Source organism: Streptomyces sp. NPDC006294, from assembly GCF_042870895.1.
Classification (GTDB): Bacteria; Actinomycetota; Actinomycetes; order Streptomycetales; family Streptomycetaceae; genus Streptomyces.
The window spans coordinates 66,191-80,127 of the sequence record NZ_JBIAHV010000018.1; the positions used below are offsets into that span (position 1 = coordinate 66,191).

Annotated in this window: 15 protein-coding genes; 9 read left to right on the top strand and 6 right to left on the bottom strand. The window is 74.9% G+C overall.

Annotated features, from left to right (window positions below; translation table 11 throughout):
* Nucleotides 1–24: 24 nt before the first annotated feature.
* From ACFYOP_RS27820 to lysW, 6 genes are all read right to left on the bottom strand, one after another.
* Nucleotides 25–849 carry an SDR family oxidoreductase gene (locus ACFYOP_RS27820; protein WP_356897743.1) on the bottom strand — a complete coding sequence of 275 codons (825 nt, stop codon included), beginning with the start codon at nt 847–849 and terminating at the stop codon, nt 25–27.
* A gap of 57 nt (nt 850–906) precedes the next feature.
* On the bottom strand, nt 907–2,001 hold the full coding sequence (locus tag ACFYOP_RS27825) for a M20/M25/M40 family metallo-hydrolase (protein ID WP_356897742.1): 1,095 nt from the start codon (nt 1,999–2,001) through the stop codon (nt 907–909).
* A gap of 244 nt (nt 2,002–2,245) precedes the next feature.
* Nucleotides 2,246–3,082, bottom strand: a complete 837-nt coding sequence (locus ACFYOP_RS27830) for a [LysW]-aminoadipate kinase (protein ID WP_356897741.1) — start codon at nt 3,080–3,082, stop codon at nt 2,246–2,248.
* Between the two features lie 27 nt (nt 3,083–3,109).
* Nucleotides 3,110–4,135 (bottom strand): N-acetyl-gamma-glutamyl-phosphate reductase, encoded by a 1,026-nt coding sequence (gene argC, locus ACFYOP_RS27835; RefSeq protein WP_356897740.1) that lies wholly within the window; start codon nt 4,133–4,135, stop codon nt 3,110–3,112.
* Nucleotides 4,132–5,094 carry a RimK family alpha-L-glutamate ligase gene (locus ACFYOP_RS27840; protein WP_356897739.1) on the bottom strand — a complete coding sequence of 321 codons (963 nt, stop codon included), beginning with the start codon at nt 5,092–5,094 and terminating at the stop codon, nt 4,132–4,134. The genes argC and ACFYOP_RS27840 overlap by 4 nt, the downstream gene beginning before the upstream one ends.
* Nucleotides 5,087–5,275 (bottom strand): lysine biosynthesis protein LysW, encoded by a 189-nt coding sequence (gene lysW / locus ACFYOP_RS27845; protein ID WP_356897738.1) that lies wholly within the window; start codon nt 5,273–5,275, stop codon nt 5,087–5,089. Before lysW ends, ACFYOP_RS27840 begins: the two co-directional genes overlap by 8 nt.
* A gap of 144 nt (nt 5,276–5,419) precedes the next feature.
* Here lysW and ACFYOP_RS27850 point away from each other — a divergent pair, with 144 nt between their 5' ends.
* The 9 genes from ACFYOP_RS27850 to ACFYOP_RS27890 all read left to right on the top strand — a co-directional run bounded on the left by ACFYOP_RS27850 (nt 5,420) and on the right by ACFYOP_RS27890 (nt 13,826).
* Nucleotides 5,420–6,025 (top strand): hypothetical protein, encoded by a 606-nt coding sequence (locus tag ACFYOP_RS27850; protein WP_356897737.1) that lies wholly within the window; start codon nt 5,420–5,422, stop codon nt 6,023–6,025.
* A complete protein-coding gene (locus ACFYOP_RS27855; protein WP_356897736.1) occupies nt 6,022–7,104 on the top strand; it encodes a BtrH N-terminal domain-containing protein in 1,083 nt (360 codons plus the stop codon). Before ACFYOP_RS27850 ends, ACFYOP_RS27855 begins: the two co-directional genes overlap by 4 nt.
* A gap of 68 nt (nt 7,105–7,172) precedes the next feature.
* Nucleotides 7,173–8,468 carry a DegT/DnrJ/EryC1/StrS family aminotransferase gene (locus ACFYOP_RS27860; RefSeq protein ID WP_356897735.1) on the top strand — a complete coding sequence of 432 codons (1,296 nt, stop codon included), beginning with the start codon at nt 7,173–7,175 and terminating at the stop codon, nt 8,466–8,468.
* Complete coding sequence (locus ACFYOP_RS27865; protein WP_356897734.1) at nt 8,465–9,316, top strand: transketolase; 852 nt, start codon at nt 8,465–8,467, stop codon at nt 9,314–9,316. Before ACFYOP_RS27860 ends, ACFYOP_RS27865 begins: the two co-directional genes overlap by 4 nt.
* Nucleotides 9,313–10,722 carry a transketolase C-terminal domain-containing protein gene (locus tag ACFYOP_RS27870; RefSeq protein ID WP_356897733.1) on the top strand — a complete coding sequence of 470 codons (1,410 nt, stop codon included), beginning with the start codon at nt 9,313–9,315 and terminating at the stop codon, nt 10,720–10,722. Before ACFYOP_RS27865 ends, ACFYOP_RS27870 begins: the two co-directional genes overlap by 4 nt.
* On the top strand, nt 10,719–10,979 hold the full coding sequence (locus ACFYOP_RS27875) for an acyl carrier protein (protein WP_356897732.1): 261 nt from the start codon (nt 10,719–10,721) through the stop codon (nt 10,977–10,979). Before ACFYOP_RS27870 ends, ACFYOP_RS27875 begins: the two co-directional genes overlap by 4 nt.
* 35 nt (nt 10,980–11,014) lie before the next feature.
* Nucleotides 11,015–12,319, top strand: coding sequence for a cytochrome P450 (locus tag ACFYOP_RS27880; RefSeq protein WP_356897731.1), 1,305 nt, complete (start codon nt 11,015–11,017; stop codon nt 12,317–12,319).
* A complete protein-coding gene (locus ACFYOP_RS27885; protein WP_356897730.1) occupies nt 12,316–13,098 on the top strand; it encodes an alpha/beta fold hydrolase in 783 nt (260 codons plus the stop codon). Before ACFYOP_RS27880 ends, ACFYOP_RS27885 begins: the two co-directional genes overlap by 4 nt.
* Nucleotides 13,095–13,826, top strand: coding sequence for a sulfotransferase family protein (locus ACFYOP_RS27890; protein ID WP_356897729.1), 732 nt, complete (start codon nt 13,095–13,097; stop codon nt 13,824–13,826). Before ACFYOP_RS27885 ends, ACFYOP_RS27890 begins: the two co-directional genes overlap by 4 nt.
* Nucleotides 13,827–13,937 lie beyond the last annotated feature (111 nt).

Below are 13,937 nucleotides of genomic sequence, written 5' to 3' on the forward strand. Positions count from 1 at the left end.
GGGGGCGGGGCGCGGGGCGGACGATCAGCGGGCGGTGAAGCCGCCGTCCACGACGAGGCAGGTTCCGGTGACGCCGCCGGACGTGTCGGCGGCCAGCCAGAGGACGGCTTCCGACACCTCCTGGGCGGTGACCAGGCGGCGCAGCGCGTGGTACGAGGCGGAGCTGCGCTCGTAGTCCTCCAGCGAGCTGCCGATGGACGCGGCGACGGCCGCGGTGCTCTCCGTGCGCAGCGCCGGGTCGGCCTCGACGGTGGTCGGGCAGACGGCGTTGACGCGGATGCCGAGCCGTCCGTACTCCAGGGCCAGCGCCTTGGTCAGGCCGACGACCGCGTGCTTGGAGGCGACGTAGCTGGAGAACATCTCGAAGGCGACGAGCCCTCCGGTGGAGGCGGTGTTCACGATGGCGCCGCTGCGCCGCGCGGCCATGTGCGGGAGCACGGCGCGGGCGCAGCGCCAGGTGCCGTTGAGGTTGACGTCGATGACGAGCTGCCAGTCCTCCTCGGAGAGTTCGTGGGACATGACGCCGCCGGGGGCGAGCAGCCCGGCGTTGTTGACGAGGACGTCGATGGAGCCGAACTCGTCGAGTCCGGCCGCCACGGCCGCGTCGACCTGGGCCTGGTCGCGGACGTCGGCGACCGCGGTGACCACCCGGCTGCCGAGACGGCGGCAGTCGCGCGCCGTCTCCTCCAGCAGCTTGCGGCCCGGCATCGCGTACGGTCCGCCGCTCTCGCGGCCGAGGTCGACGAGCACCAGGTCCGCCCCCTCCTCGGCGAACAGCAGGGCGTGCGAGCGGCCCAGGGCGCGGGCCGCACCGGTGATCATGACGGTCTTGTTGTCGGCTCGCCCCATGGCGACGGTCTCCTTCGAATCGGTGCGCTCGGCTGGTCCGCGCGGCGTCGGTGTCCGCTAGGCGTGGATGAGGGTGGTGGCCGGTGCGCGGCGCAGCACGCCGGCCAGATCGGTCAGGGCCCGGGTCAGGACGGCGACGGACCGGTGGAGGTCGCCGAGGGCGATGTGTTCGTCGTCGGTGTGGTCGAGGTGGGCGTCGCCCGGGCCGTAGGCGACCATCGGGACCGGCCACTGGTGTTCGATGACGTTCATGTCCGAGGTGCCGGCCTTCAGGCGCAGCACCGGACGGCCGCCGTGCAGCCGGATCGCGTTGCGCAGGGCGCGGGCCACCGGGTCGGAGACGCCGCGGCGTACGGCGGGGACGCGTTCGTCCAGGCGCGCCGCGGCGTGCACGGCCGTGTGGTCGACGAACCGCTGGAAGTCGTCGAAGTCGAACCCGGCCGGCACCCGGCAGGTGATGGACGCGGCGGCGTCCCTGATGTCGCCGTCGAGCCGCACGAGCGTGGCGGCGGCCGCGTCGAAGGACACGCCCTCGTGCGGCCCGGAGGCCCGGCGCATATAGGCGTCGACCCCCCGCCAGAACGCGGCGGCCGCCTCGACGGCGGTCTCCTGTGGGCTGGAGGTGTGCATGGGCGGACGGCTGACCTCGTACTCGACGCCGACCCGGCCCTTGTAGCCGAGGCACACCCCGTCCCAGCCGCTGGGCTCGCCGATGACGACGGCGTCGGGCGGAGACAGGGTGCGCAGCAGGTGCCGCGCGCCCCGTGAGCCGGGCACCTCCTCGCCGACGGCGCCCGCCACGACGATCCGCAGCCGCGGCTCCGCGGCCGCGGCGCGGACGGCGGCGCAGGTCATGGCGGCGAGCGGGCCCTTGGCGTCGGCCGTGCCGCGGCCGTAGAGCAGATCGCCGACCTGGCAGACCGCGATGTCGCCGGGCACGGTGTCGATGTGTCCGAGGAGCAGCACGGTGGGCGCGTCGGCGGGGCCGATCTCCCCGACGGCGTTGCCGACGGCGTCGACCCTGGCCCGCATGCCGAGCCGTTCCATCTGCCCGGCCAGATACGCGGAGGCCCGCTCCTCCCGTCCGGAGACGGACGGAATCCCCACGAGTCCGCGCAGCAGCCGCGCCGGATAGTCGTCGCCCCCGCTCACGCGGTCCCCCTCCCCGCGTGGTGGCCCGGGCCCCGGTCCCGGCCTGTGGCGCCGCGACGGGCCGCACCGCGCCCGACGGAACCGGGACGAACCGCCGGCGCCGTGCCCCCGCCGAGCGGGGCGCGGCCCGGTACGCGAAGCTGCGACGTCGGCCCGGCGGCTGGACCCGGTCCGCGCGGACGGGTCCGCGGCGCGCGGACGGCGTGGTCCGCACCGTGGGTGACCGCGCAGCGCTCGGGGGTGCTCACGCGGGCCTCCGGTGTGCGGCGACGGGGAGGCGCAGGCGGGTGCCGGCCCGGGAGTGCAGCGCCGCGCGGACGGGGGCCGGGCCGCGGCCGGGAGCGATGGCCACCAGGTCCACGCCGCCCGCCAGAGCGTCCGCCGCGGAGCGCAGTTTGTGGCGCATCCGGCCGCGTACGGACGGCGGGAGCTGCGCGGCCGGGCCCACCGCCAGGTCGGGGAGCACGGTGTCGGGGCGGTCGGGGTCGCGCAGGACGCCGGGGGCGCGGGTGAGCAGGACGAGGGCGGTGGCCTCCAGGGCGGTGGCGACGGCGGCCGCGGCACGGTCGGCGTCGACGTTGAGCAGCGTGCCGTCCTCGGCCGCGGCGGGCGGTGACAGCACCGGCAGTGCGCCCGCGGCGAGCAGGGTGCGCAGCAGGGCGGGGTCGACGCGGTCGACGCGGCCGCTGAGATCGTCGCGGACGATCCGCACCCGGCCGCCGTCGTCGTAGACGCGCAGCGCGCTCTTGCGTACCGCGGTCAGCGTGCCGCCGTCCGCGCCGGACAGTCCGGTGGCGGCGATGCCGCGCCGGCGCAGTCCGCTCAGCAGGGCGGGCTTCACCCGCCCGAGCAGGGCCATGGTCAGCGCGTCGAGCGCCGCCGCGTCGGTCCGCCGGGCCGTGGTGCCGTCGGCGGACCGCAGGTGTTCCACGGTGCGGCCGAGCTGACCGCTGAGCCGGTCGGCCTCCGCTCCGCCGCCGTGGACGAGCACGACACGCGTGCCCTGCGCGGTGAGTGCGGCGATGTCGTCGAGGACGGCGTCCCTGTCGATGTCGCTGCCCAGTTTCACTACGAGTGTCATCCTGTCCCTCCCTTCACGTCGGGTCGTTCACATGGGGTGCAGGCCGGGGAAGGCCAGCCCGGACCGCTCCGGCAGACCGGCGGCGAGATTGGCGCTCTGCACGGCTCCGCCCGCCGCGCCCTTGACGAGGTTGTCGAGCGCCGCGACCGCGACGATCCGGTCGCCGTCGTCGTCGAGGTCGAAGCCGATGTCGCAGTGGTTGGAGCCGAGCAGCATCCGCGGTTCCGGCAGTCGGTGCAGGCCCTGGCGCTGCGCGACGAGCCGTACGAACGGCTCGTCGGTGTACGCCTTCCGGTAGGCGGCCCACACGTCGGTACGGGTGACGGCGCGGCCCGGCCGGACCTGGGCGACGATCTGGACGCCGCGCACGGCGGGCACGGCCGTGACGGTCATCCGGGCGCGTACGCCGGTGTGCTGGGTGATCTCCGGTTCGTGGCGGTGGCCGGCGGGCCCGTAGACGCGCAGCGCGGAGGCCCGTTCGGGGTGGTGGCCGGCGGGGCCGGGGGTGTTGCCGGAGCCGCTGGAGCCGGTGCGGGCGTCGACCAGGACGTCGCCGTCCACCAGCGCCGCGTCCGCGAGGGGGCGCAGGGCGAGGATGGCCGCGGTCGCCATGCAGCCGGGCACCGCGATCCGGTCCGTGGTCCGCAGCCGGTCGCGGTAGAGCTCGGGCAGGCCGGGGACGAACGCGGAAGCGCCCGCGGCCCGGGCCGAGGAGCCCGTGCCGTAGTGCCGCCGGGCCGCCTCGGGGTCGTGGAGCCGGAAGTCGGGGCTGAGGTCGACCAGGAGCCCGGCCCGCTCGCGCAGTTCACCGAGCCGGGCGGCGAACTCGCCGTGCGGGAGCGCGCTGAACAGGACGTCGACGCGCTCCAGGCGGGCGGGGTCGGTGAAGGACAGCTCGCCGGTGCCCCGGAGGTTGGGGTGGGCGGTGTGCAGGGGCTTGCCGGTGTGGCGCCGGGACGTCGCCTGGACCAGGTCGAAGGTCGGGTGGCCGAGCAGCAGCCGGGCCAGTTCGCCTCCGACATAGCCCGCGCCCCCGAGGATGCTGGCTCTCATGGGTGGTCGCTCTCCTGACTCGGTACGGGCCGGGCGGTGGGGGCCCTGCCCTGCGCGGCCTCGGTCAGCACGTGGTCGGCGAAGGCCTCGGCGATGGCGACGGCGGTGGCCTCGTCGCCGACCGCCGCGCCGCGGAACTCGACGCCGCTGTTGACCTCGTTGACCAGCAGCCGCCCGTCGTCGCTCTCCAGCAGGTCGACCCCGAGCAGTCCGCCGCCGACGGCCTTGGCGGCCCGCAGGGCGAGGTCCTCGAGCTCGGGGGTGAGCGGGCAGCGGCTGGTCCGGGCGCCCCGCGCGACGTTGCCGATCCAGTGCTCCCCCGTCCGGTGGACGGCGGCCACGGCCCGGTCGCCCGCGACGACGACCCGGATGTCGCGCTGCGGCGTGCGGACGAACTCCTGTGCGTAGACGAGCTGTTGCTGCGGCGAGGGCAGGGACTCCTTGAGGGCGAGCACGCCCTCGGCGGCGTCGGCGTCGTTGATCTTGCACAGTCCCCGGCCCCAGGAGCCGTTGACGGGCTTGACCACCGCGGGCAGTCCGACCCGGCGCAGCGCCTCCTCGCCGGCGGCCGGGGTGAGGGCCACGGCCGTGACGGGGACGGGGAGGCCCGCGGCGTGCAGGACCAGCGTGCAGTGGATCTTGCTGTCGCAGACCGCCACGGTCGACGCGGAGTTGACCACCGGGATGCCGAACGCCTCGCACATACGGCTCACTTCGAGGCGCCGGGCGCCGGCCAGCGAGCGGTTGCACGCCACCCGCCAGGCCGGCGCCGGGCCGCCGACGCGGTAGCTGAGGGTCCGGTCGTCGATCACGGTGACATCCGCGCCGCGCCTCCGGAACGCTTCGAGCAGCAGCTTCTCCTCGAAGCGCACCCGGGAGGCGATCAGCGCGACGGGCCGGCCGTCGCCGGTACCGGCCCCCGCCCCGATACCGGCTTCGGCCCCGGTCAGGTCACTCACCCCAGTCCTCTTCGATCTCGGGGGCCAGCGCGAGGGTGACGGGCCCCACCGCGACGACCTCCAGTTCCGCGGCGCAGCCGGTGCACACGACGATCTCGGTGACCTCGGTGTCCGCGGCCAGTTCGACGCCCGCACCGCAGTCGGGGCAGGCCGCTCGTTCGGTCATGGTGTCCAGAGACATCACACACTCCATATCGAGTCCTGAAGTATTTTGCCCGCTCCGGGCGACTGACTCAATCTAAAAGCTACAGACTCTTCAAAGTCAAGCGAGACTCTATGTAGACTTCAGGGGTCAGCATCACTCTGTGCGTGGAGGGGGACCGAAGTGACTCTTCAAGTCATCGAACCGACCGGCGCGAGAAACAGGGAGGCGAGGGAGCACATACAACTGCCGCTGCGCCTCACCGAACTGTTCAACAACGTCGCCTTCACCGGTCCGGACACCCTGGGCAACGGCCGGCTCAACGTATGGGGCAACAGCCTGCCCATCGGCACCCTGCCCACCGGCCGGATCCGGGTCTCCGGCGTCGAGTTCGACATCGCCGCGCCCGACGGCGTGGCACCCGACAATGTGCGCTGCACCGGCCAGCTCGTCCACCTTCCGGACGGCACGGCCGCCGACTGGCTGCATCTGCTCGTCACGTCCGAGCGGCGCTGCGAGGAGACCGTCCATCTCCACTACGCCTCCGGGGCCGTGGACCCCGAGTGGATCCGCGTCTCCGACTTCTGGCCCGCCACCGGGCACTTCGGCGAGGTGCTCGCGGCCCGCTCGGCCGGCATGCACTATCCGCACCACATCCAGCCCGACCTCGGCGGCCAGGTCTGGTCGGTGCGCGTCCCGGCCGTACGCCGGGAACCGCTGCGGAGCGTACGGCTGCCCGACAACCCCGCCCTGCACCTCTTCGCCCTGACCGTGGAGGGAGTCCGATGACCGTCCTGGGCAGCCCGGCCCTCGTCGCGGAAGACGTCCAGGGCCCCGTCAGCATCACCCCCACCGGCCCGTACACGGGCGCGGTGCCGGTGACCTCCTCCCCCGCCTGGTACGACGACCTCTGCAGCTGCCTCCAGGTCGATCTGGTGCACGTGCTGCGGCTCGGCGGCTGGGACCCGCTGCAGGCTCTCGGCAGCGGCTGGCGGCTGCGGGCCGTGCCCGAGGACTGCGAGCCCGTCGAGTTCTTCCACCCCGCGGGGGACGATCTGGCGTCCTCCTTCGGGATCTACCACCCGCTGACCCTGCGGTGGCACCGGCCCGTTGACGACGCCGAGGCCCACGACCAGGTGGCCGCCGCACTCGCCGACGGCATCGTGCCCATCGTCTCGGTCGACAACTACCATCTGCCGTTCCGCCCGGCCTACCACGACGTGCACGCCGGGCACCTCCTGATGGTGACCGGGTACGACGCGGACACCCGCACCTACCGGGTCCTCGACCCGATGCCACCCGCCTACCGGGGGCCGCTGCCCCGCGAGGTACTCGAGCGCAGCCGCTCCTCCGCCAACCCGGACGACGGCAGCGACCCCTTCTTCGCCGGGTCCGGGCCCGCCAGGCGCTGGCTGGAGGTCCGGCTGGACGGGCCGCAGCCGGACCCGACCTGGTCGTGGCTGCGCACCGCGCTGAGGACCAACGTCCAGTCGCTGCGCGGCGCGGAGGGGGACGGCCTGCCGGCCCTCGCCGCCTACTTCGACACCCTGCCCGGCGCCGTCGCCGCCGAGGGTGCGGCCCCGCTGCTGCGGACATACCGCATCGGCTGGCCCGCGCAGGCCGAGGCCGGGCTGCACGCCCGGTTCCTCGCCGAGGCCGCCCGCCGTCTGGGGCGCTTCCGCCTCGCCGAGGCGGGCCGCGCCGTGGAGCTGGTCTCCCACTCCTGGACCGGCGTCCGCATCAGCGCGGCCCACGGCGAGGAGAACCCCGCGGAGGCCGCCCGCCAGGTCGTCGAACACGGCCGCACCCTGCTGCGCGGCTACGAAGCGGCCCTGCACGCGGTCGAGTCCGCGCTGGACCGGCCGTGACCGCCGCCCGCGCCACACCCGCGAACACGAGCACGACCGAGGGAACCGAGAGAGGCGGAACGACTGGTATGACGGAGCGACCGCACCAGCTCGCGATGTTCGGCGGACCCCGCGCGGTCCCGCCGGAGACCGCCGCGCCCCGGTGGCCGGTGGTCACGCGCGACGACGAGGAGGCCGTGGCCCGGGTCCTGGCCGGCGGGCGGCTGACCGCCACGGCCGAGGGCGAGGAGGAGGTGCCCGGTCTGGAACGGGAGTGGGCCGCCTACACCGGCGCCGCGCACTGCGCGGCCGTGGGCTCCGGCACCGCGGCGCTCCAACTCGCCCTCGCCGCGATCGGCGTGGGCCCCGGCGACGAGGTCGTCGTGCCCGCCGTCTCGATGAACGCCACCGCCCTCGCCGTCGTCCAGCAGGGGGCGCGGCCGGTCTTCGCGGACATCGACCCCCGGACGTACACCATGGACCCGGCCGCCGTGCGCGCCGTGGCCGGTCCGCGCACCAAGGCGCTGCTCCCGGTCCATCTGCACGGACTGCCCGCCGACATGGACGCGCTGCGGACGATCGCCGCAGACCTCGGCGCCGCGGTCGTGGAGGACGCCGCGCAGTCGCACGGAGCCGCCCACCGGGGTCGGCGCACCGGCGCGCTGGGGACGGTGGGCTGCTTCAGTCTGCACCCCAGCAAGAACCTGCCCGCCTGCGGCGAGGGCGGCCTGCTCACCACCGACGACCCGGAGCTGCACGAACGCGTCCTGCGGCTCCGGCAGTTCGGCGAGGACCCCCGCCCCCGGCGCACCCGCAGCTATGTGTCCCACACCACGGGCTGGAACCACCGCATCGGCCCCGTGGAGGCGGCGTTCGCCCGCAGTCAGCTCACCCGCCTCGACGAGTACGGCCGCCGCAGGACGCCCGGCATCCTGGCCTTCCTCGACCGGCTCGCCTCACTGCCCGGACTACGGGTGCCGGTGGTTCCCGAGGGCTGCGTACACGCCTGGCACATCCTGCGGTTTCGGCTGGAACCGCGCGCCCTGGGACTGGCGGACCAGGACGCCGCCGCGCTGCGCCGGGCACTGCACCGGGCGCTGCGCGCGGAGGGCGTACCGGTGTCGCGCTACCAGGAGGCGCCCCTGCCGGCGCATCCCGCCTTCGCTCCGCACGTCCCGGCCGGCGCGCGGTTCCCGGTGGCCGACGCCGTGCTCACCGACTCGCTGTGCCTGCAGCGGCGTCACCTCGACCCCGACTCCGGCCCGGTGCTCGCCGCGTACGCCGACGGCTTCGAGAAGGTGTGGCAGCACCTCGACCTGATCCGCCGGATGGTGCGCTCGGCCTCCCCGACCGCCCGCGGCCGGCAGGAGGCGAGCGCCGCATGACCGCCCCCGCCACCACCGAGCCGGTGCTGTCCTCCGCGGCAAAGACCTCGGCGCGGGCCACCGAGGAGGCCGCGCTGCGCATCCGCCACGGCATCGTCCGCATGGCCGCCGGCCGGCAGGGCGCGCACCTGGGCGGCAGCCTGTCCTGCGCGGACATCCTGGCCGTCCTCTACTTCGACGTGCTCGACCTGCCCGGTGACTCGTTCGTGCTCAGCAAGGGCCACGCGGCGCCGGCCCTGTACGCGGCGCTCGCCGCCCGCGGACTGCTCGACGAGGCCGAACTCGACGGGTACGCCTCGCCCGGCAGCCGGCTGTTCGGACACCCTTCCCGCGGGCTGCCCGGTGTGGAGTTCGCGACCGGCTCGCTCGGGCACGGTCTGGCGCTCGGCTGCGGTCTGGCGCTCGCCGGGCAGCTCAGAGGCGGCGCGGCGGAGCGGGTCTTCGTCCTGATGGGGGACGGCGAGCTCCAGGAGGGCTCCGTGTGGGAGTCCCTGATGTTCGCCGGCCACCGGAGGCTGTCCCGGCTCACCGCGATCGTCGACCGCAACGGTCTGCAACAGTCCGCCTCCACCGAGGGCTCGTTGTCGCTGGAGCCGCTCGGCGACCGGCTCCGGTCCTTCGGCTGGGAGGTACGGGAGAGCGACGGCCACGACCACGGTCCGCTGCGCGCGGCGCTCGCCGCGCCCTCGGAGAGCGGCCGGCCGGTCGCCGTGGTGGCCCGTACCGTCAAGGGGCGCGGCATCCCGTTCCTGGAGCGCCGGGTGGCGAGCCACTACGTGACGCTGAGCCCGGCACTGCACCGGCGGGCGCTCGCCGCGCTCCGCGCCGCGGGGCAGGTGGCCCGGTGACCGCCCCCGCGCCCACCGCGTCCGCGTCCGCCGGTCCGCGGGAGGTGTACCGGGAGGCTCTGACGGCGCTCGCCGCGGACGACGAGCGGGTGCTCTGCCTCGACTCCGACCTGGGCGGCCTGGACACCTCTTTCGGCGGCCGGTTCCCCGAGCGCTACGTCAGCACCGGCATCGCGGAGGCGAACCTGTTCACCGTGTCGGCCGGGCTCGCCGCCCGCGGGCTGCGCCCCTACGCCCACACCATGGCCACGTTCGCCGCGACCCGGGCCGCCGAGCAGCTGAAGCTCGACATCGTCGGCACCGGCCTGCCGGTACGGGTGGTGGCGACCCACGCCGGCCTGTCGGCCGCGCACTTCGGCAGTACGCACTACTGCCTGGAGGACCTGGCCGTCACCCGGGCGCTGCACGGGCTGACCGTGGTCGTGCCCGCCGACGCCCGGGAGATCGGCCCCGCCCTGGCGGCGCTGCACGAGCTGGACGGACCCTCGTACCTCCGGCTCGGACGGTCGGCGACTCCCCCGGTGCACGGCGGGGCGGTCCCGCCGTTCCGGCTCGGGGAAGCGGTGACCCTGCGCGCCGGGAACGACGTCACGCTGGTCGCGTGCGGTCCGCTGCCGGTCCACTTCGCGCTGGTCGCCGCCGACCGGCTCGCCGCGGACGGGGTCGGCGCGCGGGTGCTGCAGATCCACACCCTGGCCCCGTTCGACGAGGCGGCGGTCGCGGCCGCGGCCGCCGAGACCGCCGGGCTCGTCACGGTCGAGGAGCACCGGCCGCAGGGCGGTCTGGGCGACGCGGTCACGCAGGTCGTCGCGGCCCACGCCCCCCGGCCCGTGCTGCGGGTCGCGGTGACGGGCGCGCTGCCCACGCGCGTCGACGACCACCCCGGGCTGCTCGCCGCGACGGGCGTGAGCGCCGAGACCGTCCACGCCGCGGCCCTCCGAGCCCTGGCCCTGACCCCGCCGGACGCCGCCCGGACCGGCCGCGGACCCGCCCGCACCGCCCCGGCCACGCGCCGCGGGCAGGCCCCCCGACCGCAGGGCCCGGCCCGGGCCGGGACACCCCACGACGAACACGAGGCGCCGGGACCGAACCGGACCCGACCCGGCGCGGCCACGCACCGGAACGGGACGGCCACTCCGGCGGGCCCGGACCCGGCCGACCGGACCGGCGCCGGAACCGGCACGGGCCCAGGCCGCGGCCGCCACCCGTACGCGAACCCGTGCGGCGAGCCGTACGCGGCACCGGCCCGTGCCCGACGGCGGGACCGGGCGCCGGGGCCGTACCCGTACCCGAACCCGTGCGGGGAGCCGCACGCGGCGCCCGCCCGCGGGACGACCACGCTCCCGGCACCCGCCGGCACCTCACCGAACACGACCGGAAACACCACGGAAGGCAGGCCCTCATGAGCACGCAGACCACGTCCGCCGGCCCGGCGTCGCAGGAGTACGTCGCCACCCTGTTCGCCCGGCTGCTGGGCGTCGCCGCACCCGGACCCGACGACGACTTCTTCGTCCTGGGCGGGACCTCGCTGTCGGCGATGGACCTGATCGCGCTGATCGAGCAGGAGCGCGGAGTGCTGCTGCCCGTCCGCGACTTCTACCGCGGCACGTCCGTCGCCGAACTCGCCGCCACCCTCGATCAGCTGTCCGAAGCCTCGGCCTGAACCGGCCGCCCGGCCCCTCCCGGAGGAGACAACAGATGCGCCTTTCGACACCGCCGTTCGCCCCGGCGGACACCGATGTGACGGCCGTGGACTTCCTCGCCTCGACGTACTACACCGAGGGTGACCCGCACGCGCTGTGGACCCACCTGCGGGCCCACGACCCGGTCCATCACTTCACCCCGTCCGACGGCCGGGAGCCCTTCTGGGTGGTCACCCGGCACGCGGACGTCAGCCGGGTGCTCAAGGACCACTCGGTCTTCTCCTCCCGGCGCGGGACCATGCTCTGCATCATCGACCTGTCCATGCCGGACATCGCGTCCGACCAGATGATGCCCGACACCGACCCGCCCCGGCACGGCCAGCTGCGCGACCCGCTCAACCGCGTGATGACGCCGCGAGCCGTCGCCGCGCAGGAGGAGACGATCCGCGGCATCGTCCGGGACATGCTCGAACCCGCCCTGGACGGCGAGGTGTTCGACCTGGCGCAGGCCGCGCTGATGTTCCCGATGGCCTTCACCGGCTCCATGATGGGCCTGCCCCGCGAGACCTGGGACCGGATGTCCCGGCTGACCACGATGACCATCGCCTACGACGACCCGGAGTACATGGAGAAGGCGCCCAAGCCCACCCTGCGCCAGGCGCATCACGAGCTGTTCTCCTTCTTCAGCGACGAGATCGCCCGCCGGGACCGTACGGACCCCGGCGACGACCTGATCGGCATCCTGCTGCGGATGAGCCTGGAGGGCGAGCCGCTCACCGAGCAGCAGATCATGCTCAACTGCTACAGCCTGCTCCTCGGCGCCAACGTGACCACACCGCACGTGGTCTCCACGACGGCCCTGGCCATGGCCGAGCACCCTGAGCAGTTCCGGGCCCTGCGGGAGAACCCGCAGCTGCGCGGCACGGCCATGGAGGAGCTGCTGCGCTGGTCGTCGCCCGCCAGCCACTTCATGCGGTACGCGACGGCCGACGTGGAACTGGGCGGGCGGACGATCCGGGCGGGCGAACCGGTCAGCGTCTGGCTGGGCTCGGCCAACCGTGACGAGCGCGTCTTCAAGGACCCGTTCACCTTCGACGTCGCCCGCCGGCCCAACCGGCACATCGCGTTCGGCGTCGGACCGCACTACTGCATCGGCTCCGGCCTCGCCCGCCTCGCGCTGCGGCTGTTCCTGGACGAGTTCGCCGAGCGGGTCGAGTCGGTGGAGCTCGCCGGCGAACCGGTGCACCTCGCGTCGAACTTCGTGGCCGGCTTCAAGCACCTGCCGGTACGGCTGACACCGCGCGCGAAGGCGGCACCGGCGCGCTCGTTCGCCGCGGCGGGAGCGGGGGCGGTCGCATGAGCGTCGCCGTCCCCTCCCCCACGTCGGCGAGCTGGCTGGAACGCCGGCACCGGCCGGCCGGCGCGCCGCCCCGGGTGGCGCTGTACTGCTTCCCGTTCGCGGGCGGCTCCGCCGCGTACTACCACGCCTGGGCCGAGGAGTTCCGGTCGGACGTGGAACTGGTGCCGGTGCAACTGCCGGGCCGGGGCACGCTGATGGCCGAGGAACCCGTACGGAGCATGGCCGTGGCCGCAGACCTGGCGGCGGCGGCGATCGCCCGCTCGCCCGTCCCGGCCGCCCTGTTCGGGCACAGCATGGGCGCGGTCCTGGCGTTCGAGACGGCGCGCCGACTGGAGCGCCGCGGACATCCCGTGGAGCACCTGTTCGTGTCCGGGCGGCCCTGCCCGACCGTGGTCCGCCCGCCGTCGCCGGTGAGCGGCCTGCCGCGTGAGCGGTTCGTGGACATGCTGCGGGACTACGGCGCGGCGCCGGAGGAGGTCCTGTCCCACGACGAACTCCTCGACGTGCTGCTGCCGATGATCCGCGCGGACTTCCATCTCATCGAGAACTACCGGTACGAGCCCGAGATCGGTTCGCCGCCCCCGCTGGCCTGCCCGGTGTCGGCCTGGTGCGGCGACCGGGACCCGGAGGTGCCGCCGGAGCTGATGGCGCGCTGGGGCCTGGAGACGTCGGGGCCGTTCACGCTGGAGGTGCTCTCCGGCGGTCACTTCTTCCTCACCGGTCACCGCTCGCGGATCGTGTCCGCGGTGCACGAGCTGCTGCAGGGGGTGGGCAGGTGAGCGGCGGGGACGGCCGGCTGGTCGTGCTGTGGAGCGCGCCGCGCTGCCGGTCCACCGTCTTCTCGCGCAGCATCGCGGAACGCGGTGACTTCCTCGTGCTGCACGAGCCGTTCTCGCACCTCACGGACTTCGGCCGGGAGGAGATCGAGGGCGTGGTGTGCCGCACGGAGGCGGAGGTGATCGCGCGGCTGCTCGAACTGGGGCGGCAGCGGCCGGTGTTCGTCAAGGACACGACCGACTTCCGCTATCCGGGGGTGCTGGCGGACGCCCGCTTCCTGAGCCGGGCGCGGCACACCTTCATCGTGCGCGACCCGCGGGAGGCGATCGCCTCCCACTACGGGCTCAACCCCGGGCTCGGGCGGGACGAGATCGGCTTCGCGTGGCTCCGCGAGATCCATGACCGGGTCGTCGGGGTGACGGGGGCCGAGCCGGCCGTGGTCGACGCGGCGGACCTCGTCGCGGCGCCGGCGGAGACGCTGCGGGCGTACTGCGCGGCGATCGGCGTCCCGTTCCTGGAGCACGCCCTGTCGTGGCGTCCGGGCGGGCTGCCCGGCTGGCAGAAGACGGCCCGCTGGCACCAGGACGCGAGCGGCAGCGGCACGATCAGCGCCGCCGTCACCAGCCGTCCGCCGCTGGACGTGCCGGGCCATCCGGTGCTCGGCCCGTTCTACCGGCACCACCTCCCGCACTACGAACACCTGCGGGAACGTCGCCTGCGCGTCGCCTGACGACCACGGCACGACACGACGCCGCACCCCACCGCATCGCACCGCACCCCACCGTCCCGCACCGCATCCGATGCCCCCGGGCAGCCCCGCTGCCGGGGGCATCGGCGTGCC